The organism is Streptomyces sp. SM1, assembly GCF_002910825.1.
GTDB classification, from domain to species: Bacteria; Actinomycetota; Actinomycetes; order Streptomycetales; family Streptomycetaceae; genus Streptomyces; species Streptomyces okerensis.
In genome coordinates this window covers 1-18,932 of record NZ_NEUB01000219.1, presented here as the reverse complement: position 1 = coordinate 18,932, position 18,932 = coordinate 1, and the positions used below count along the sequence as shown (strand labels likewise).

18 protein-coding genes and 4 pseudogenes are annotated in these 18,932 nt (G+C 69.1%); 12 read left to right on the top strand and 10 right to left on the bottom strand.

Annotation, left to right across the window (positions count from 1 at the left end; translation table 11 throughout):
* The 3 genes and pseudogenes from B9S61_RS05230 to B9S61_RS05220 all read left to right on the top strand — a co-directional run.
* Positions 1–472, top strand: a pseudogene (locus tag B9S61_RS05230) (ATP-binding protein); the annotation flags it as partial.
* A 236-nt stretch (positions 473–708) separates the two neighbouring features.
* Positions 709–1,188 (top strand): single-stranded DNA-binding protein, encoded by a 480-nt coding sequence (locus B9S61_RS05225; protein WP_103541132.1) that lies wholly within the window; start codon positions 709–711, stop codon positions 1,186–1,188.
* A 282-nt stretch (positions 1,189–1,470) separates the two neighbouring features.
* Entirely contained in the window at positions 1,471–2,883 is a 1,413-nt protein-coding gene (locus tag B9S61_RS05220) for a Cys-Gln thioester bond-forming surface protein (RefSeq protein WP_103541131.1), read from the top strand.
* Between the two features lie 55 nt (positions 2,884–2,938).
* Here B9S61_RS05220 and B9S61_RS41495 read toward each other — a convergent pair whose 3' ends face one another.
* The gene (locus B9S61_RS41495; protein ID WP_146064716.1) at positions 2,939–3,202 is read right to left on the bottom strand and encodes a hypothetical protein; all 264 of its coding nucleotides are present in this window, start codon (positions 3,200–3,202) and stop codon (positions 2,939–2,941) included.
* Between the two features lie 463 nt (positions 3,203–3,665).
* Here B9S61_RS41495 and B9S61_RS05215 point away from each other — a divergent pair, with 463 nt between their 5' ends.
* Entirely contained in the window at positions 3,666–4,166 is a 501-nt protein-coding gene (locus tag B9S61_RS05215) for a sortase (protein ID WP_258039555.1), read from the top strand.
* A 193-nt stretch (positions 4,167–4,359) separates the two neighbouring features.
* Complete coding sequence (locus B9S61_RS05210; RefSeq protein WP_374936185.1) at positions 4,360–4,935, top strand: class F sortase; 576 nt, start codon at positions 4,360–4,362, stop codon at positions 4,933–4,935.
* A gap of 323 nt (positions 4,936–5,258) precedes the next feature.
* Here the strand turns inward: B9S61_RS05210 and B9S61_RS42090 are convergent.
* Positions 5,259–5,429, bottom strand: a pseudogene (locus tag B9S61_RS42090) (site-specific integrase); the annotation flags it as partial.
* Entirely contained in the window at positions 5,414–6,142 is a 729-nt protein-coding gene (locus B9S61_RS05200) for a GntR family transcriptional regulator (protein ID WP_103541134.1), read from the bottom strand. The gene B9S61_RS05200 and the pseudogene B9S61_RS42090, both read right to left, overlap by 16 nt.
* A gap of 522 nt (positions 6,143–6,664) precedes the next feature.
* Here B9S61_RS05200 and B9S61_RS05190 point away from each other — a divergent pair.
* Positions 6,665–7,096 (top strand): hypothetical protein, encoded by a 432-nt coding sequence (locus B9S61_RS05190; RefSeq protein ID WP_103541129.1) that lies wholly within the window; start codon positions 6,665–6,667, stop codon positions 7,094–7,096.
* A gap of 218 nt (positions 7,097–7,314) precedes the next feature.
* On the opposite strand, the gene B9S61_RS05185 is transcribed toward B9S61_RS05190, so the two are convergent.
* Positions 7,315–7,644 (bottom strand): hypothetical protein, encoded by a 330-nt coding sequence (locus B9S61_RS05185; RefSeq protein WP_103541128.1) that lies wholly within the window; start codon positions 7,642–7,644, stop codon positions 7,315–7,317.
* Between the two features lie 663 nt (positions 7,645–8,307).
* Positions 8,308–10,674, bottom strand: a complete 2,367-nt coding sequence (locus tag B9S61_RS05175) for an N-6 DNA methylase (RefSeq protein ID WP_146064715.1) — start codon at positions 10,672–10,674, stop codon at positions 8,308–8,310.
* 293 nt (positions 10,675–10,967) lie between these two features.
* Between B9S61_RS05175 and B9S61_RS05170 the strand changes: the two genes are divergently transcribed.
* Positions 10,968–11,324: a transcriptional regulator gene (locus tag B9S61_RS05170; RefSeq protein WP_258039553.1), complete on the top strand. Its 357-nt coding sequence runs from the start codon at positions 10,968–10,970 to the stop codon at positions 11,322–11,324.
* Positions 11,325–11,497: 173 nt separating this feature from the next.
* On the opposite strand, the gene B9S61_RS05165 is transcribed toward B9S61_RS05170, so the two are convergent.
* Positions 11,498–11,941 carry a PIN domain-containing protein gene (locus B9S61_RS05165; RefSeq protein WP_103541126.1) on the bottom strand — a complete coding sequence of 148 codons (444 nt, stop codon included), beginning with the start codon at positions 11,939–11,941 and terminating at the stop codon, positions 11,498–11,500.
* On the bottom strand, positions 11,938–12,204 hold the full coding sequence (locus B9S61_RS05160; RefSeq protein ID WP_006141902.1) for a CopG family transcriptional regulator: 267 nt from the start codon (positions 12,202–12,204) through the stop codon (positions 11,938–11,940). Before B9S61_RS05160 ends, B9S61_RS05165 begins: the two co-directional genes overlap by 4 nt.
* A 632-nt stretch (positions 12,205–12,836) precedes the next feature.
* Between B9S61_RS05160 and B9S61_RS05155 the strand changes: the two genes are divergently transcribed.
* Both B9S61_RS05155 and B9S61_RS05150 read left to right on the top strand, forming a co-directional pair.
* Positions 12,837–13,163 (top strand): GYD domain-containing protein, encoded by a 327-nt coding sequence (locus B9S61_RS05155; protein WP_103541125.1) that lies wholly within the window; start codon positions 12,837–12,839, stop codon positions 13,161–13,163.
* 12 nt (positions 13,164–13,175) lie between these two features.
* A pseudogene (locus B9S61_RS05150) lies at positions 13,176–13,771 on the top strand (UTRA domain-containing protein).
* 81 nt (positions 13,772–13,852) lie between these two features.
* On the opposite strand, the pseudogene B9S61_RS42080 reads toward B9S61_RS05150, so the two are convergent.
* Positions 13,853–14,353 (bottom strand): annotated as a pseudogene (locus B9S61_RS42080) (hypothetical protein); the annotation flags it as partial.
* Positions 14,354–14,587: 234 nt separating this feature from the next.
* Here B9S61_RS42080 and ettA point away from each other — a divergent pair.
* The 3 genes from ettA to B9S61_RS05125 are packed head-to-tail and all read left to right on the top strand — an operon-like array spanning position 14,588 to position 17,365.
* Positions 14,588–16,252, top strand: a complete 1,665-nt coding sequence (gene ettA / locus B9S61_RS05135; protein ID WP_103541124.1) for an energy-dependent translational throttle protein EttA — start codon at positions 14,588–14,590, stop codon at positions 16,250–16,252.
* 4 nt (positions 16,253–16,256) lie between these two features.
* Positions 16,257–16,703, top strand: coding sequence for a thioesterase family protein (locus B9S61_RS05130; protein WP_103541123.1), 447 nt, complete (start codon positions 16,257–16,259; stop codon positions 16,701–16,703).
* Positions 16,700–17,365, top strand: coding sequence for a hypothetical protein (locus B9S61_RS05125; protein WP_103541122.1), 666 nt, complete (start codon positions 16,700–16,702; stop codon positions 17,363–17,365). The genes B9S61_RS05130 and B9S61_RS05125 overlap by 4 nt, the downstream gene beginning before the upstream one ends.
* A gap of 221 nt (positions 17,366–17,586) precedes the next feature.
* Here the strand turns inward: B9S61_RS05125 and B9S61_RS05120 are convergent, their stop codons facing one another.
* Complete coding sequence (locus B9S61_RS05120; RefSeq protein WP_103541121.1) at positions 17,587–18,000, bottom strand: globin; 414 nt, start codon at positions 17,998–18,000, stop codon at positions 17,587–17,589.
* A gap of 108 nt (positions 18,001–18,108) precedes the next feature.
* Positions 18,109–18,932 (bottom strand): FHA domain-containing protein (locus B9S61_RS05115; protein WP_146064714.1); only part of this gene is annotated, 824 nt, incomplete at its 5' end.

Below are 18,932 nucleotides of genomic sequence, written 5' to 3'. Positions count from 1 at the left end.
GCAGGCGGTGCGGGAGGCGGCCGTACGCGGCTCCCAGGGGCTGCCGGCGGCGCTGGACGAACTGGCCGTACGCGCGGGACTGCCCCCGGGAAGGCCGCCGCGGCCGGGGTGGTGGCCGGTGGCCGTGCTCGCCCAGGTCTCGATGACGGCCCTCCAGTTCGCGGGCGGGCTGTGGCTGCTGGCGCAGATCATCGGGGTCATGGCGCCGAACCTGGGCGTGCCGGTGCTGCTGATGGTGATCGGCATCGTCGGCGGGCCGATCGTCGAGTGGAGCTGCCGGATGGCCGCCCGGGGGCCCGCCCGGCGGTACGGGCTGGAGGCGGAGAGACGGCTGCGGGAGGCGGCCTCGGGCTGCGGACGGGCCCGCGTACTGGACCCGGTGGCGGCGGAACTCCTGCGGTACCGGGAGGTACGGGAGCAGTACGGACGGGTCACGGGGGTGGTGGCGGGGACGGGTGCCGGCAGGGGCTGAGCCGCCCCGTCAGGGGACGGGGAACACTTCGTCCGGGTGACGGAGATGTCCACAGGCAGGAGCTCGTCCACAGCGCTCGGCGGGCCCGGTCCGGCGGCGGCAGTCTGGCGGCACGGCGATCGCGGCAGGGTCCGCGGCCGCCGCGCCAGACGGCAGCCGTACGGGACGGGCCCGTACGCGTATCCGCCCGGCGCCGGCGTGGATGCCGGCGGACGCGGGCGAGGGAGGCAGACGCGATGAACGAGACGATGGTGTGTGTGGTGGGGAACGTGGCGACACGGCCGGTGTACCGGGAGACGGCCTCGGGTCCTGCGGCGAGGTTCCGGGTGGCGGTCACCTCCCGCTACTGGGACCGGGAGAAGAGCGCCTGGGCGGACGGACACACCAACTTCTTCACGGTGTGGGCCAACCGCCAGCTCGCCACCAACACCGCGGCGTCCCTGTCGGTGGGCGAACCGGTGATCGTCCAGGGCCGGCTGAAGGTGCGCACGGAGACGCGGGAGGGGCAGCAGGGCTGGATGTCGGCGGACATCGACGCGGCGGCGATCGGCCACGACCTCACCCGGGGCACCACCGCCTTCCGCCGCGTGCCCCGACCGGAGCAGGCGGCCGCCCCGGAGCGGCCGGAACCCAACTGGGAGATCCCGCAGGAGAATTCGCCGTCGGCCGACGAGGTGACCGCCCGGCCGAGCCCGGAGCCGGCTTCCGTGACATGACGTCAACTGAGCGTGTGCGGCACGGGATTGACCGGCCCGGCTGAGGCTTATCGACAGGTCCGTACCGAAAACGCCACGGGTGGATTTGTCGATAAGCCCCGCTCGCGAAGGGCCCGGCGATAACGATTCCGATTCGGATCACTCCTCCGGCACGATCATCGGCAAGCGCTGTCCGCCGCCTCCTTAGGATGCCGGGACGGCTCCGGAGGGCTCGTGGGGCCGGAGACTCTGCCGGTGGGACCGTCCCCCCGCGCCAACGGGTCCTGCTCGGAAGGGAATTAGGTGTCTGTTTCGTTCTCCGCGTGGACCGCGCGCGGACGTGGATCGGCCCGCCTCGCAGCGGGAACGCTGGTGTCAGGACTGGTCGCCGCCACCGTGCTGGCCGGTGCCGGGACGGCGGCCGCCGACGGCGGGACGGCACCGGGCCACAGCGGAGCCACGGCGACCATAGACGGACTCAAGACCTACGGCGCCGCCGTCATACGCGGCGCCGCCGGGGACACACAGGTGTCCGCGGGCCTGTTCGAGATGTCCGTCGAGGGCGGCGGCATGCTGCAGACCTACTGCGTCGACGTCCACACGCCCACACAGAAGGACGCCAAGTACCACGAGACCGCCTGGAGCGGCACGTCGCTGGGCATCAACGAGGACGCCGGCCGGATCCGCTGGATCCTGCGGAACTCCTACCCCCAGGTGAACGACCTCGCGGCGCTCGCCGAGAAGGCGGGTGTCCGGGGCCGGCTCACCGAGCAGGACGCGGCGGCCGGAACACAGGTGGCCATCTGGCGGTACTCCGACGACGTGGACGTGGACGCCGTCGATCCCCAGGCCGAGCAGCTCGCCGACTATCTCCGGAAGAACGCCCGCGACCAGTCGGAGCCGAAGGCGTCGCTGACCCTGGACCCCCCGGCTGTCTCCGGCCGCCCGGGCGAGCGCGTCGGCCCGGTGACGGTCCGCACCGACGCACGCAGTGTGACGGTCTCCCCGCCGGCGGACGCCGCCGCGGCCGGGGTGCGGATCGTCGACGAGAAGGGCGCACCCGTCACCACGGCAGCCGACGGCAGCAAGATCTTCTTCGAGGTGCCCGAGGACGCGGAGACGGGCACGGTGGCGCTGACCGCACAGGCCTCCACGACGGTGCCGGTCGGCCGCGCCTTCGTCTCCGAAAGCCGCAGCCAGACCCAGATCCTGGCCGGCTCCAGTGAGTCGACCGTCTCGGCGACGGCGAGCGCCACCTGGGCGGAGAAGGGCGCGATACCCGCCCTGTCGGCCCGTGAGAACTGCGCCAGGGGCGGCGTGGACCTGACGGTCACCAACCAGGGCGACGAACCGTTCACGTTCGAACTCGCGGGGGCGCAGCACACCGTCCCGGTCGGCGGGTCCGGCACGGTGACGGTCCCGCTGAACGAGGACCAGCCGTACGACTTCACGGTCGAGGGGCCGCCGGGCTTCCAGAAGCGCTTCACCGGCATGCTCGACTGCCGCACCCGCGCCGCCGAGGTGGGCACCACCACGCAGACCCTCACCGCCCCCAGCGCCACACCCCTCGCGGACACCCACAGCGACATCAACCTCGCCGCCACCGGCGCATCCGACGCCACCCCGTGGATCGCCGGCACCGCGATAGCCCTGGTCGTCCTCGGCGGAGCGGGCCTGGTCATCACCCGCCAGCGGCAGACCACCTCCGAAGACTGAGCCCCCGGCCCGGGCGGGATCCCTCGGTTGCCGCCCGGTGCCGGCGGCAACCACCTCACTGGTCTCCTGCGCCGCCACCTGAAGGCGATCCGTTCCCGGTGGTGCCCTGCTCGCCGCTCAGGCACCACGCCCGGCCAGAAGACCGCCGACCGAGTCCTCCTGCCGACCGGCCGAAGCATCTGCGAGCTGAGTCGTGCATGATGCGCTGCAGGGCATGGATTCCGCCGAGCCGTTCGGTGCGGTTGTCGGATCCCAGCAGTTCGATCGCTTCCACGTAGCGATCGGTGACCTGCCCTTCGCGTTCGATCTCGGCTCGCACTCGGTCTTTGTCCCGTGTGTGCTGCAGCGTTCGATGCGTGTCATACAGGCCGACCGCTGCCAGGACACCGGCCCCCAGAGCGGCCGGCGTGGTCGCGGCACGCTTCGACGTGTTCGACCCATCGCGGTGGAAGCGGGAAACAACCGACCTGACCGCTTCACCGTGACCCGCCGGGCAGGGATGGGGACCACGGGCAGCGGCAGCCACGCGCGTCCCGCGTATCAAGATCACGCAATGGTCGGGCGCCGGCCCTCCGTCACCCGCGCGGGAGGATTTCCCATCTCGCGCTCAGGGCCTCTCACCTGCGTCAATGATCGAAGGAGTGCGTTGATGAGCGTGGCCGGGTGACCCATCCGTCCGTATGCCGCGTTGCGGCCCTGACGGCCTGTCGGTTCTCTCGTGAGCGAAGCACAACAACGCTGCCGCGCATTCCGTTCGGCCACTGCTTCCTCTGAGGAGTTCCATGCGTACCAAGTGTGCAGGCGTCGGTATCGGTCTGGTTCTCGGCACCGTCGCTCTGGCGAGCCCAGCCGCTGCAGCCACGAGCGGCCCCGCCAGTGACCCAGACATCCGCTTCAGCACGAGACACGCCGCCCCGGGCGCCACCGTCAGCGTCAGCAGCACAGCCTGCGGGTCGGAGACCTACGGCAAGGGCGAGTCCGAGGCAGGGGGCAAGTTCCACCTCCTGCCGGGCGACCGCAAGGGCGTACTGGCCGGCGAATTCCGGGTGCCGAGCGGCACCGAGGCCGGTACGTACACGGTCACCCTGAAGTGCCCGCCCCGCGTCAAAGTCACGGGCACGTTCCGGGTCGGTACCGGCAACCCCAGCGGAGCGGTCGATGCTGGTTTCGGAGCCGACAACGACAACGGCACACAGCTTGCCCTGGGAGCGGTGCTGCTCGCCGGAGCAGTCGCCGGAGGCGTGTTCAGGATGCGCCGCCGCCCGGCTGCCGCCCGCACCTGACGCTCCATCGGTTGGGCCCCGGGCCCGTGACGGTCCGAAGGCTCGATTCGCACCCCGTCCCCCTCCATGCCGGACGCGAAGCGGAGGCGTCAGAGCAATGGCACCCGGCGACGAGCCCGGCGATCCTCCTCCCTCGTTCACACCCTCCACCAAGTTGCTCGTCTGCACCCTGCTGACGGGCTTGCTGCTGGTCATGACGGCGCTCCGGGGCGGAGAGCCTCCGCAGCCCTCGGCCGCGCAGTCCTTCGCCCCCTCCCCGCGGCCCGGTGCCGGCAGTACCGCCCCGGCGGCCTCCCCCTCGGTGACGGCGCTGCCCCCGTCCGTTCCGGTCCGGCTGCGGGTCCCCGTCATCGGCGTGGATGCCCCGATGACGGAACTGACCCTCGACGAGACAGGGGCACTGCGCCCGCCACCGGCGGACATGCCGGCCTTCGCGGGTTGGTACGGCGATGGCACGGCTCCCGGCTCGGTGGGGACGGCCGTCACGGCGGGGCACGTCGACACGCGGGAAGGCCCCGGGGTCTTCTACCGACTCGGGGCACTGGCCAAGGGTGACACCATCGAGATCACCCGGGCGGACCGGCGAACGGCAGTCTTCACGGTCTACGCCGTGGAGCTCTACGCCAAGGACGCCTTTCCGGACGAAAAGGTCTACGGCGGTTCCGACGGGCCCGAACTGCGCGTGATCACCTGCGGGGGTGAGTACGCCGAAGGAAAGGGCTACCAGGGGAATGTGGTGGTCTACGCGACGCTGACCGCAGTGACGTGACCACACTCCGCCGGCCCGTTCGCCAAGCCCCGCCCCGGGCGACGGACGTGCTGCTCCGGTGCGCACCCGTGCGAGTCCCGGACCTGACGCACCTGCCGGTCGACGTGGAGCCGTCCGCGGGTCCTGCGGGGACCACCGAAAGGGCCCGGCGGCGGCCGACGGTGCCCGGCGATCTGCGGTGGCCACCCGCGAAAGCGCAGGTGGGAGGCACCGCGCCCTATGCGTTTTCGCCAAGGGGTGGCGGTGCGGCAAGATGGTTACTTACCGCGAGAGGGCATGAAAAGGCCCCTCACCAGCGATTTTCTCGCCGATGAGGGGCGGTCTCAGGCAGCCTGGGCCGTCTCTGGGCCGTCGTGAGCGTGACGGGCGGCCCGGTACATCGCGGAGATGGCCTTCCGGGTCCGCGTCTCGCTGGACGGCATCAGGTGCGTGTGGACCCGAAGGGTGAACCCCGGGTCGCTGTGACCGAGGTACAGGCTCATTTCGCCGGCCTCTCGTCGATCACGTGGTGCGTGGTGAACACCGCGTCGGTGCGGTCCCCCGGTAGCACGAGGAGGGCCGCCTCGACCACGCGTCCAGCGGTGTCGGCCGTCTGGCGTGTGATGGTGAGGACTGCCAGGGCGGAGCTGATCCGGAGGGTGGATGCTTCCTCCTGCGTCGGGAGGCGGACGTTGATCTCCTCCCGGACTTCAGCAAGTGGCGGGCGGAGTTCCATCAGTCGCGACACCAGCGTTTCGTACGGGAGTGCCTCGCGAAGTGCGGCGGCCGGCGCCAGGTCGCAGGGGACGTAGATGCGCGCCAGACTGTGAGGCCTCTCGCCCTCATGGCCGAGGCAGAGGATCTCCGTCAGAGGACTGCCGGTCGGCAGCTTCAGCAGGGCCGCGAGATACCCACGGGCCCGAACCCTGGTGGTACGGACGGTGACGCTCAGGGACGCGAGATCCACGATGTGCGTGCCCGGCGTCCGGCCCCCTCCCACGTACGTGATCCTGCGGACCGGACGGCGAACGAAGTTCCCCCTGCCGTTGACCTCCTCGACGAGGCCTTCCGCCTGGAGCGCGGCGAGGGCGTTCCGCAGCGTCGGCGTGCTCACCCTGTACTGCGCGGCCAAATGCGCCTCAGAAGGCAGGCGGTCGCCGGGCTTGAGTCGGCCGGTGACGATCCGGTTCCGGAGGTCATCGGCGATGGTGTCGCGTCGTGAGGGCACGGGCGGGGTCACCGCCTCTCACTCGCACGAGCCGCAGGGCGACGAGCCGGGTCATCGTGTGGATGGTCAGCAACTCGCCCGAGTCGAACACGAGTCGTTCGGCTCCGCCGGGGAGTTGGAAGAGGTCGGTCACCCGGCACTGCTGGCCCCGACCTGGATGGCGTCGCCGAGCTGCACGCTGGTCGAGGTGATCTCGACAGGGGAAAGCACCGCGCCGCTGAGTGCTGAGCAGGCGAGGCCGCCGGGTCTTGCCCAAGGAGCGGACCCCTGTTTGTGGCGTCTGAGTTTCCCGTGGGCAGGGCCGTGACCTGTGGCCCAGATCCGGATGCCGCGCGGGGCCCGGGACTGGGTGTGGCAAGGTATGCCGACAGCTCACGCCGGCCCGTGCCTCGCGAGGGAGTCCGACCCGCGGTTGATTCCCGGCCTACGGCATCCTGTGGCGACGCTCCGAAGCCGGACGGCTGCGTGCCGGGCGGAAGTATCCACCGTCCGGTTCCTATGCAACCTCGCAGGAGTACGCCCGTGAACGGAAGGCGCCGCCGATTGCTGCTGGCGGCCATCGACCCCATGCTTGAGCCTGAGGAGCAGGTCGAGGTGGCGACCATCGTGAACCTGAGCTCGGTCTCGGTGCGCCGGACCGCCGCGTTCGCGGCGGCCTCGGCGATCGTGAGTGGTGGGATGGCCGCAATCCCGGTACCGACGCCCATGTATCTGGCAATGACCGATCGTCGCTTCTTCGTCTTCCGGGCGAACCCGACATTTGCCCGGCCGGAAGAGCACCTGATGACGATTCCGCGCGCCGGCCTCGTTCGCTCGGAGATCAAGGAGCGCCTGCTCAACTCCTCCTTCGTCGTATCCTCGCCGGACAATGAGCAGGGCCTGAAGATCATCTTTCCGCTGGTCGGGCGCAAGGACCGGAACGCGATAGCGGCCGCCGTGCCCCCCGCAGGCTGACCGCCCCGGACGCGGGCGGAAAGCGAGTGACCTGACAGCGGGGCGCTCAGCCACCGCCCGCCCGACGCGCGGTGCAAACCCAGAGCCCCTTCCGCTCACTGAGCGGAAGGGGCTCTGGGTTGTTGTCTCTCTGTGCCCGCGGGCAGATACGAACTGCCGACACCCGCTTCAGGAGTTCGTCACGCCGGTGTGAGATCAACTCATTGTGTGAGGCGTTGTTAGGGGTAGGGCGTAAAGCCGGCGGACAGGTTGAGGTGGAAGGGAGATCCTGAAGCCGTTGGAATCCAGCCCTCGCACAGGGCGCGTTCGATGACTCGGGCAACGGCGGACGGCAGTACCGCTTCAGCCTCGCGCCCGATCCAGTTGCTCGGGTGCGCCTGATCGGTGGTGACCACAAGCGTCGTCCCCGGAGCGTCCGCGTGCTCGACCGCGTACGTGCACGGTGACCAGGCCAGGCCCTGAGCGTAGGTCGGCCGACGACGCAACCGCCAGCGGTAGGCCGTGCCATCCACGACGATGCGCCGTGCGCCCTTACGCCCCAGTGCCATGACTCCCCCTCGATATGGAGGATGCTAGCGACTCCGGCTCTGCTGTCCGTAGAAGGCAGACGTGCCAGACCCGTGCCAGATCGTGCGGGGAACCACGGGGAACACCGGCTACCAGTCCCCCACACAACCGGACGCCGGTAGCGCTTCCGCCCAGGTCAGCCGGGCAATCGCCCGTAGATCACCTCAGCTTCCCAAGCTGAGAGCGCGAGTTCGATTCTCGTCTCCCGCTCCATGGAGAAGGCCCAGGTCAAGCCCCGGGCCTTCTTTATTGTCTGGACCGATCAGGGAATTCGCACCGTTTGTACACTCTGTCCGACGGTTGAGCTGTGGCCCGCGCACGCGGTGCTTCCCAGCAGAGGTGAACGCGCGCGGCCGCAGCAGGATGTTCCGAAAAGCGTGTCAGCCTGTTCAGAGTTGGCCGACTGCAGACAGGACAAGCACGCAGAGGCCCATCGACGTGGCAAAAGCAGTGCCGCCGTAAAGGACTGCCTCAGCGAATGCGGCTCCGGTGCTGGTCTTCAGGATCCCGGCGACAAGAGCCACCACGAGCGAGAACAGCGCAGCCACGAGCAGCCACAGGTACCTCGTTCCGGATCGTGACTCGGACGGCGGAGCATTCACAGAAGTCTTCCTTCGCGGACGGACTGAAAGGAGAGGAGTGCGTCATTCGGGGACCAGAACGCCGGTCAGCAGATGCGCGGCGAGTGTGCTGCGGTGCTGAGTCGCGGCCTGGATGAGTTCGCGGTGCGCGGTGATCTGCGCGTGCACGGCATCCAGCACGGCACCGATTCGTCGCTGGTGGGCAAGGGGCGGCAGCGGTACGGGCAGAAGTGCCAGTGTGGCGGCGCTGAGGGAAGGAACGGCGGTGCCGCGGGCGTACTCCTTGAGCCAGTGCACCGTCTCCGGCAGAGACAAGTAGGCGAGCAGGTAGCCGGGGAGGACAAGTGGCCCCCCATCCGTCTCCAGGGCACGCAGCCGCAGCAGGTTGGTGCTGAACAGCCAACCGTCCTGCGCCTTCTCGACCAAGGCAGGGGGCATCTGGGCACCGGAACGCACGCACAGAATGTCCCCGGGCCTGAGACGGAACCTTGCCAGTGCGCGGGCGACATCCACGCTTACTTTCTCCATGTCACGATCGTCGATACGACCCTCACGCAGGTGCTTGGGCATCACGACACGGAGATCGCCTGCCGCGGAGCGAACCTCGGCCGGCAGACGTGTGTAGGACGGACCAGCCATGATGTCGACCAGTTCTCCCAGCGGAACCCGACGCCAGTCATGAGGTAGCCCGTCGTAGGAGAGCACGGTGGCTGACGGCAAGGGGCCGTACGAGAGCGCATCGACCGTGCCGTCCACGGCTTTCGTTCGACGCCTCGCCTCGGCGAGCACCCGCTCTGTGGTTGCTGCCTCGGTAGCCGCTTCAGCCGGTGACGCCGTGGACATCCATCGGTCCGCATAGTCGGCGGGGCTGAGCGAGTAACCGGCAGCCCGCACCGCCTCCAGCGGAGCAGCGACCGCAAGATGGCCCGCGCTCTGCCGACCGAGGCGGAATCCGGTCCCTCGTCGCCATGCCTGAACGGTTCTCGTGACAGCCCCGACGTGTTCGTCGGAGAGGACTCGGGGTCCGCGAGTCGCCTTGTCACCCAGGTCCCGGGCGTCCACGAACAGGATCTCCTCGCGCACCGCCGCGGAACTCCGCAAGAACCACAAGCAGACGGACACCTGAGCCCCGGAAAAGAGCTGAGGCGGCAACGCGACAATGCATTCGACGGCGCCATCCTCCACCAGCCTGCTCCGGATCTCCCGCTCCCGGACGTCTGTGGAGGTGCCCGCGCTGACCGGCATCACCACACCCGCACGGCCCTCGTCCTTGAGCGACACCAGGACGTGCTGGAGCCAGGCGAAGGCAGGACTACCGGAGGGAGGCGGTCCGTACGGCCAGTCGATGCCCTCACGCGGCTTCGGCACGGCCCCGTGAGCGTTGAAAGGCGGATTGGTCAGAATTAGATCGGCTCGGTGGCCCTTCGGCCAGGCACGTTCGTTCCATGGGGCCGCGGTGCCAGCTTCCAGTTCGACCGGAATACCGTGCAGCGCGAGGTTCATTCCGGCGAGCCGAAGTGTGCCGCGCTGCGGACTCTCACCACGCAGAGTCAGAGGCACGACACCACCGAGGCGTTCAGCGACTCCGTCAAGCATCTCGCCTGCGCGCGCATACGGGTCGTAGACGCGTCGCGCGGAGTCCTCGTCCCCTAGGGCGGCGTCCCGCATCAGCCGCACCACGGCACGTGGAGTGAAGAACTCTCCGCTGGGAAGCGCGGCTCGGGAGCCGAATTGATCCACCAGTTGTCGGAACTCGTCGATCCCCAAGCCGTCGGTCAGGCGGATCACCTCGACAACATCCCCGTACTCCCGAGGTTCCAGCCTGACGATGGCTGTCCGCATGCCCGGCGGCACACCGCGCAGGCGCAGTGCCTCGTCGGCTGCCTCCCCGATCTCCTGCAACAACGCCGCCGTGGCAGCCCTCGATCGAGACTGCACCGTACGCGGGAGCGACATCGAGCGCGGGCTTCCGCTCACCTGAAGAAAGACCAGGGAGAGGAGCAAGGCAAGGTAGTCCGTCATCGATGCGCCGCCGCGCACGGCGTCTGCCATCGGTCCCAACAATTGCGCAAGTTGCCGCGCACGCTCTTCTTCGTCGCTCAACGGACCGCTGCCTGTTGCCTCATCACCCAGCGCGGCCGCTCCCTGGCGGGCATCGTCCGACGCGACGAGGTTCCGCCGCATACGGTCGGCATAGGTGAACCCGGCCGGCTCGTCGGACGCACGCGCACGTGACGGGATCTGACGGGAGTCGAGCCAGCGGAGGACCGCCCGTAGACTGAATAGTTCCGTTTCCCCCGTCCTGACCGGCTCCGGATAATCCTCGTACCGACGTTGCCAGTTGGTGACCGCCGGCCGCATCACCCCCGCCAGTTCCGCGAGTTCGGCCCTCGACAGCAGGCGATCGTCGCTGAGACCCGTACCGTCCATGAAACCCCCGTACACCGTCCTATTTGCTCTCCATGAGGGAACGGTAGAGAGGCGACAGTGGGAGCGTCAATCAGCGCACCGACGGTGCGCACATCGACAAGCGGTCAAGACACATGGGTCGCGCTTCAGATTTTCAAGGACCACCAAGGAGCTGAGCAGCTACTTTGCCCTACCGTCACCCTCTTTTGCTACCCGATCACCGAGAGGTGAAGAGCATCTCTTGTTAAGGGTCTACCTGAGAAGGGCTTGCGCCAGTCTGCGGATCAAGAAGCCCCACCGCAGGCTCTTCCTGGATGATCGACGTATGGCAACACAGCCCGGTCCCTCTGGTCTTCGCCGTGCCAAGTCCGCTCGGCGCGCCTGCCACCCTCTCCGAGCTCGTCGGCCCTCAGCACGGCACAGTGACCTTGCCGCCGCATCTGGCGCGGCCGGGGCTGACCACGTTCGATCTCGATCAGCCGCGGTTGTGGATGAACTACTGCCGGATCGTCCTGACCGAGGGAGCGCAAGACGATCTGGTCCAGTTCCTCAGTCGCGACCTTCTGGTCAGCCTATGGCCCACACTGCGCACACTGGTCAGCCGTGATGTCCGGGAGGTGTGGGAGAGCTCCTTCGACGAGCTGGCTCACGAAGCCCAGGCCACTGCGTGAACCTCACGGAAGTGAGGCCGACGTAGCGCGGACAGCATGGTGGAGACACGACTGCATGTGTTCTCAGCGACCGTTCCCACCCTGCTGCGCAACATCCGTGCGCACCAGAGCCGCACGAGTTGCCCGAGCACCGTCACTCCCGAGCGAAGAACGCGAGTTCGACTCTCGTCGTATCAGAGCGGGAGATCGTCGGGGAGTACCCGGAACGCCTTGTGGTGGCCCAAGGGGCGTACGGCCCGGAAGTCACGTCGGTCGAGGGTGAGGATCGCGTCCGTGTCGTAGTCGGCAGCGAGCGCCACGTTGACCGCGTCAGCGAGGCCGAGGTCCAGCGCACGGTAGCGGACACGGACGGACTGGGCGGCGCCCAGGTGGTCCTCCGTGATCTCCGGCATGACGATACGTCCCCGGCTCATCCAGCGCCGGAGGTCGTCGACCGCGCCGAGGGCGGCCGTCCTGCCGAGCTCGCGCGTGGCGACGTGATCCAGTTCGGCCAGCAGCAGCGGGGACATGACCAGGAGGCCGGCCGCCATGATCGCCTCGTTGGCCGCCCGGTGTTCGGGGTGGGCCGAGTCCAGGGCCGCCAGGAGGCCGGACGTGTCGGCGATGACAATGATCACGCGGCGGTTCCGGAGTCCGGGTCGGTCTCACGGCGGACAGCGTCGGCGACCGTGTCACGCACCTCCGATCTGGAGGGTGTGCGTCCCGTCCCCTCGAAGGTGCGTGAGAACAGCGGCTCGTCCCAGACCCTGTTCGCCATGGCCGCGAGGTGGATGCCCTGGCGGATGATCTCGGCCTCGCTTATCCCCCGACGCTTCGCGGCCTCCTTGATGATCGCCAGGTCTTCGGGGTCGGCGTAGACGTTCGTGCGCTTCATGGACATGTACCAAGGGTAGTCCATGTACCGGATTGACGCACGTAGGTGCCTCGTCCGTCGGCTCATCGGATGCCGCGATCGCAGACGACGAAACTGGCCGCGCTCACCACGGATGTGCGGCATCGAGCTGTGGCCCCGCAACGTGCTCGCCGCATCTTGCACCGAACCACTTCTCGTGGAGGTCGAAGTCCGTAGGGGTGATCCCGCATTCTGTGATCTTCCGAGCCGAGGCGAGGGCCCGGCAGCCATGCGCGACCGCAACTGCCGCGCTCAGTCGCTCTGCGCATGCCCAAGCCCGCACACCGAGCAGTCCACATCAGAGCAGTGGTCGTCCACCTCGCAGTGTCGTGCCCACAGTGTGCCCTTCAGAGCGGACACCTACGGTCAACAGCGGTGCCACAGGACGCCCACGCCTACCGCAGCACATTGAATCCACGCAGGTCAGCAGCCTCACGCTCGCGCAAGCGCCGTCGCTTCCCAAGCTGAGGGCTTCGATGCTGTAGCCCTGGGGCGGTTGGGTCGCTCACCGGCTGTGGCGATGCCGGCCATCATCAGGCCGCTCGGGGCATACGCGGGCGACCTCAGAGACGTATCCCACCCTGTGCGGGTATCTCTTGCTGGGACGAAAGGGAGACGTGATGCCGCTGCATCTGTCGAGGTTCAGCTACACGCCGGAGACCTGGGCGAGACTCATCGGCCACCCCGAGGACCGCGCAAAGGCCGCTCAGGCGTACATCGAATCCGTCGGCGGCAAGCTCCACGGCTTCTGGTACGCGTTCGGCGCCCGCGACGGCTACAACCTGTGGGAGGCTCCCGACAACGTCTCCATGGCCGCGGTCGCCCTGGCGATCAGCGGAGGCGGCGCACTCAGCTCGTTCGAGACGACCGTTCTCCTGACCATCGACGAAACCACGGATGCCCTGCGCAAAGCCGGGCAAGTCCAGTACCGGGTTCCCGGCGCGTAGCGGTTCAGACGGCTGGCGGCTGCTGGGTTCAGGCATCGAGGCGCCGGGTCGGGAACCTATGTCGCCGAGCCCCGGCAGCGCGTGCGAGTGGTGCGGTCGTCGGCGCGTGAGCAGCCGACCGGGTCACCCTTCCGGGCCGATATGAAGGCAGTGGGCAGGCAAGGGGATGGGGAGAGCCGGACGGACACCAAGGTGCCGGCGCCCGCAGGCAACGCGGCGCGACTCGGGATCGGCGAGGGCGAGCTGTGCGTGCGGACGTACGAGTTCCTGGCGGACGGCAGGCCTGTGCAGCAGTCGACAAGTTGGGAGCCGTACGACCTCACCGCGGGCACTCTCATCGTTCTGCCCCAGGGCGGGCCGCATGCGGGAGCGGGCGTCGTGAATCGCATGCTGCGATCGGCATCACGGTCAGCCATGCCGTAGAGCAGCCGGAGCCGAGGCAGGCGACTGCCGACGAGGCGTCGCTGCTCGGCACCCAGAAAGCTGCCCTTGTCACGCACATTCGGCGGACGTACTACAGCGACGACGGTCGGCCCGTGGAGACGGCGGACATCGTGGTCCCCGCGGCTCACTGCGAGATCGTCTACGAGATCCCGATCAACCGATAGCCACGTCTGGGGTCCGCCGTACGGCCGACGATGCTCCGTCATGCCCTGAGTGCAGGCAGCCCTTGAAGTCGGGCGGCCTTGTGCATCGAGCCATCCGGCCGGCGCGCAGAAGTCGGCGCCACTGAGGCCCTTGGCCGGCTCGGCCTGGTGCAGCAGGGACGGCCCAGGGTGGCTGGCGTCGACCCAGAGACGGTCTATCGCGCTGATCTCGTCATCGACCCAGATGAAGGGGCGGCCGGCGGCCCACTCCACCATGGGGCGAGTCTTCCAGTGGAGGCCCCGCGGGGTTCCTCCTGCGTCGGCGTCCGGCCACTGCAGCACCGGCAGCCTCGGCAGGCCGATGCGCGGGGCGATTACTTCGCTCGCCTCTTCCATCCGGGTCGTCGCCCACACGAGCTGGCAGCCCAGAGCAGTGAGGCGTGCCCCGATCCCGGGGTCGAGTCGGGCCAGTAGCGGGTTCCCCTGGTCAACGGTCGTCGAGGAGGCGGCAGCGACCTCCTTCTGACCGGCCGAAGATCCGAACGGGATCAGCGGGCCGTCGACGTCGAGGAAGAGGAGGGGGCGCTCCGGCGAGCTGGTCACGGCCGCACCGTAGCTCAGCGCGGTGGGGGAGCGGCACCCTCGAGCCGGGCCGTCCCTGGGCCGTGCGAGGGTGCCCGAGGCCTACCGGTGGCGACCGACAGTGACAGGCGAGGCTCAAGCGTCATCCGGGAAAGGCCAGGTCAGGGCCACCCGACGGAACGGGTTTCCCCCCAGGGGTGGCGGTCGGGCAAGATGGGGTGTATCTGCCCACTGCCAGCTGCCGGACGGTTTCTCTTGGCTGAGTACATTTACACCATGCGCAAGGCGCGTAAAGCGCACGGCGACAAGGTGATCCTCGATGACGTCACTCTGAGCTTCCTGCCAGGAGCGAAGATCGGCGTCGTCGGTCCGAACGGCGCCGGCAAGTCGACGGTTCTGAAGATCATGGCGGGCCTCGAGCAGCCGTCGAACGGTGACGCGTTCCTCACCCCCGGTTACACCGTGGGCATCCTGCTCCAGGAGCCCCCGCTGAACGAGGACAAGACGGTCCTGGAGAACGTGCAGGAGGGCGTCGCCGAGGTCAAGGGCAAGCTTGACCGGTTCAACGAGATCGCCGAGCAGATGGCGACCGAGTACACCGACGCGCTCATGGACGAGATGGGCAAGCTGCAGGAGCAGCTCGACCACGCCAACGCCTGGGACCTCGACGCCCAGCTGGAGCAGGCCATGGACGCCCTGGGCTGCCCGCCCGGGGACTGGCCGGTCGCCAACCTCTCCGGTGGCGAGAAGCGCCGTGTGGCGCTGTGCAAGCTGCTCCTCGAGGCGCCCGACCTGCTGCTGCTCGACGAGCCCACCAACCACCTCGACGCCGAGTCGGTGAACTGGCTGGAGCAGCACCTCGCCAAGTACGAGGGCACCGTCGTCGCCGTGACCCACGACCGGTACTTCCTGGACAACGTCGCCGGGTGGATCTGCGAGGTCGACCGCGGCCGGCTGCACGGTTACGAGGGCAACTACTCCAAGTACCTGGAGACCAAGGCGACCCGCCTCAAGGTCGAGGGAGCCAAGGACGCCAAGCGGCAGAAGCGGCTCAAGGACGAGCTCGAGTGGGTGCGGTCCAACGCCAAGGGGCGGCAGGCCAAGTCCAAGGCGCGACTCGCCCGGTACGAGGAGATGGCCGCCGAGGCCGACAAGATGCGGAAGCTGGACTTCGAGGAGATCCAGATCCCGCCGGGCCCGCGTCTGGGCAGTGTGGTCGTCGAGATCAACAACCTCACCAAGGGCTTCGGCGACAAGGTCCTCATCGACGACCTCAGCTTCACGCTGCCGCGCAACGGCATCGTCGGGGTCATCGGGCCGAACGGCGCGGGCAAGACCACGCTGTTCAAGATGATCCAGGGCCTGGAGGAGCCGGACTCCGGTTCCATCAAGGTCGGCGACACCGTCAAGATCTCCTACGTCGACCAGAGCCGCGAGAACATCGACCCCAAGAAGACCCTGTGGGCGGTCGTCTCCGACGAGCTCGACTACATCAACGTCGGCCAGGTCGAGATGCCCTCGCGGGCGTACGTCTCCGCGTTCGGGTTCAAGGGCCCGGACCAGCAGAAGCCCGCGGGCGTGCTCTCCGGCGGTGAGCGCAACCGGCTGAACCTCGCGCTCACCCTCAAGCAGGGCGGCAACCTGCTGCTCCTCGACGAGCCGACCAACGACCTCGACGTCGAGACGCTCGGCAGCCTCGAGAACGCGCTCCTGGAGTTCCCCGGCTGCGCCGTGGTCGTCTCCCACGACCGGTGGTTCCTGGACCGCGTCGCCACGCACATCCTCGCCTACGAGGGTGAATCCAAGTGGTTCTGGTTCGAGGGCAACTTCGAGTCGTACGAGAAGAACAAGATCGAGCGGCTCGGCTCGGACGCGGCACGTCCGCACCGCGCCACCTACAAGAAGCTGACCCGGGGCTGATCTCTTGCGGCACATCTACCGCTGCCCACTGCGCTGGGCGGACATGGACGCGTACGGCCACGTCAACAACGTGGTGTTCCTCCGCTATCTGGAGGAAGCCCGTATCGATTTCCTGTTCCGCCCGGAGAAGGACTTCAAGCAGGGGTCCGTGGTGGCGCGCCATGAGATCGACTACAAGCGGCAGCTGGTCCACCGGCACCACCCGGTCGACATCGAGCTGTGGGTCACGCAGATCAGGGCCGCCTCCTTCACCCTCACGTACGAGGTGAAGGACGGCGACCTCGTCTACGTCCGCGCGTCGACGGTGATAGTGCCGTTCGACTTCCAGGCGCAGCGTCCGCGTCGTCTCACCGCGGAGGAGCGCGAGTTCCTCGAGGAGTACACGGACGACGCCACGGACGCCGCGACGGACGACACCGCCGGCGAAAAGGAGGAGGCCGTCGCCGTATGACGGTGCTCCATCTCACCGACGAGGGGGAGGCCGCGGATCTCGCGGCCTTCCTCTCCCGGCTGCTGCACTACGACCGTTCCGCCGCGGTGCGGCTGCAGGCGGCCGGTACGGCGCTCGCCGTCTTCGGACGGCCGCCCTCGTTCGAGGTGCTCGCCATCCGCGCCGTGCGGCTGGCGAAGCCGTACGAGAACGGGCTGGACGTCACGCTGGACGTGACCGTGTCCGCGGGTGAGCTGCTGGAAGCGGTGGACGAGTCCGCCGCCACGGCCGTCGTACCGGGTGCGGTGACGGGGCCGCCGTGGGCCGGTGTGCTGCCGCCGCGCGGCGGCTGGCGGGCCGAGCCCGGGCTGCCGGAACGCGGTGAACTGCGGGGGCTCGTCGCGGCGTCGGTGGCGGAGTTCCGGTCCCGTACGGAGGAGTTGGCGCCGGAGGCGCGTACGCGGGCCGCGCTCGACCGCGTGGGGCGGGAGATCTGGTCCCGTACGGTCGGGGAGACGGGGCTTCCGGTGCGGGCGGTGCATGCCGCTCAGTCGCTGGGGTTTCTGCGGGGCGACGAGCAGAGTCTGGTGTCGTCGGGGGCGTGGCTTCGGCTGCGTACGCGTTATGGGTCGGTCGCCGTGCGGCGGGCGGGTGCGGGGGCGTTGGGTATCAGCGTGCGCTGAGGCTGGGGGTCCGGGGGCCGGAGGGTTTCGCCCCCGCCGCCCCTTCCCGTCCCGTCACCGGGGCTCCGCCCCGGACCCCGCTCCTCAAACGCCGGAGGGGCTGGGAGGTCCGAGGGGCTGGGGGGTCCGAGGGGCTGGGGGCCGAGGGACTGGGGGTCCGGAGGGCTGGGAGGTCCGGAGGGCGCGGTGGGCCGAAGGCTCGGAGAGGTGAGGGCGCCGGGTCAGTCCGGGGTGTTGATCATCGAGGCTGCGGCGTACGTCAGGTACTTCCACATAGTCTGGTCGTGTTCCTCGGGCAGGCCGAGGTCGTCCAGGGCGTCGCGCATGTGCTTCAGCCAGGCGTCGTGCGCCGCGCGGTCGACCTTGAACGGGACGTGGCGCATCCGCAGCCGCGGGTGGCCGCGGTTCTCGCTGTAGGTGGTCGGTCCGCCCCAGTACTGCATGAGGAAGAGCGTGAAACGCTCCTCCGCCGGGCCCAGGTCCTCCTCGGGATACATGGGCCGAAGCAGCGGGTCCTCCGCCACCCCCTGGTAGAAACGGTGGACGAGCCGGCGGAAGGTCTCCTCCCCGCCGACCTGCTCGTAGAACGTCTGCTCCTGAAGCGTGCCGCGCCGAATCTCTGTCACGCCCTCCATGGTCTCAGACGGCACGGCGTAGGTCTCAAGGCCTAAGCACTCCGGCCTCGCCCCCCGGCCCCGAGGTCCGTCCGGCGGTGTGAACCGCCGGACGGGCGCGGGCTCCGCTCAGCCCCGGTGGATGGTGATCGTCGTCCAGGCGCCGACGTGGACGCGGTCGCCGTCCTGGAGCGGGACCGGGACGAACGGCTGGATGGGCTCGTCGGAGCCGTTGACCGTCGTGCCGTTCGTCGAGTTCTGGTCGACGACCGCCCAGGTGCCGTCCGGCTGCTGCACCAGCACCGCGTGCTGGTGCGAGACGCCCGGGTCCTCCGGGGGCGTGGACAGATCGACGTCGGGGGTGTCGCCGGTGGAATGGCGGCGACGGCCGATGGTGATCTGGTTGCCGGTGAGCTGGCGCTGCTGTTCGGGCGAGTACGCGGGCAGGTTCAGGCCCGCGGCCTCGGGGCCGGAACGGTGCATCATCGCCATGAAGTACTCACGGTCCGGACCGATGGTCGCGGTCCAGGTGACCGGGCCCTGCGGCCGGTGCGGCTGCTGCGGGTAGCCACCGGGTCCGGGCGGCGCCTGGGTGGCGCCGGGCTGCGGATAGCCGTAGCCGCCGTGCTGCTGACCGGGTCCGTTCGGATTTCCGGGCCCGTTCTGACCGCCGGGGCCGCCCTGTCCGCCGTTCGGCGGGGGGATCACCCAGTCGTCGTCACCGCCGCCGAAGGACGGCCCGCCCTGCTGCGGACGTCCGGTCTCCTGCGGGTATCCGGGAGGGGCCTGGGGTCCGGGCTGGTACGCCTGCGGAGCACCCGGGCCACCGGGACCACCGTGGCCACCAGGGCCGTTCGGTCCCCCGTGGCCACCAGGGTTGTTCGGTCCCCCGTGGCCACCAGGACCGTTCGGGCCGCCGTGGCCCTGGCCTCCGTGGCCGCCCGGGCCGGGCG

Excerpts from the sequence above, each read along its gene's own strand:
- B9S61_RS05125 (WP_103541122.1), top strand. The coding sequence starts at position 16,700 with ATGACGGTGCTCCATCTCACCGACGAGGGGGAGGCCGCGGATCTCGCG.
- B9S61_RS05175 (WP_146064715.1), bottom strand. The coding sequence starts at position 10,674 with ATGGACGGTACGGGTCTCAGCGACGATCGCCTGCTGTCGAGGGCCGAA.
- B9S61_RS05160 (WP_006141902.1), bottom strand. The coding sequence starts at position 12,204 with ATGTCCATGAAGCGCACGAACGTCTACGCCGACCCCGAAGACCTGGCG.
- B9S61_RS05120 (WP_103541121.1), bottom strand. The coding sequence starts at position 18,000 with ATGGAGGGCGTGACAGAGATTCGGCGCGGCACGCTTCAGGAGCAGACG.
- B9S61_RS05170 (WP_258039553.1), top strand. The coding sequence starts at position 10,968 with ATGATCGACGTATGGCAACACAGCCCGGTCCCTCTGGTCTTCGCCGTG.
- B9S61_RS05210 (WP_374936185.1), top strand. The coding sequence starts at position 4,360 with ATGACGGCGCTCCGGGGCGGAGAGCCTCCGCAGCCCTCGGCCGCGCAG.
- B9S61_RS05215 (WP_258039555.1), top strand. The coding sequence starts at position 3,666 with ATGCGTACCAAGTGTGCAGGCGTCGGTATCGGTCTGGTTCTCGGCACC.
- B9S61_RS05185 (WP_103541128.1), bottom strand. The coding sequence starts at position 7,644 with ATGGCACTGGGGCGTAAGGGCGCACGGCGCATCGTCGTGGATGGCACG.
- B9S61_RS05225 (WP_103541132.1), top strand. The coding sequence starts at position 709 with ATGAACGAGACGATGGTGTGTGTGGTGGGGAACGTGGCGACACGGCCG.
- B9S61_RS05155 (WP_103541125.1), top strand. The coding sequence starts at position 12,837 with ATGCCGCTGCATCTGTCGAGGTTCAGCTACACGCCGGAGACCTGGGCG.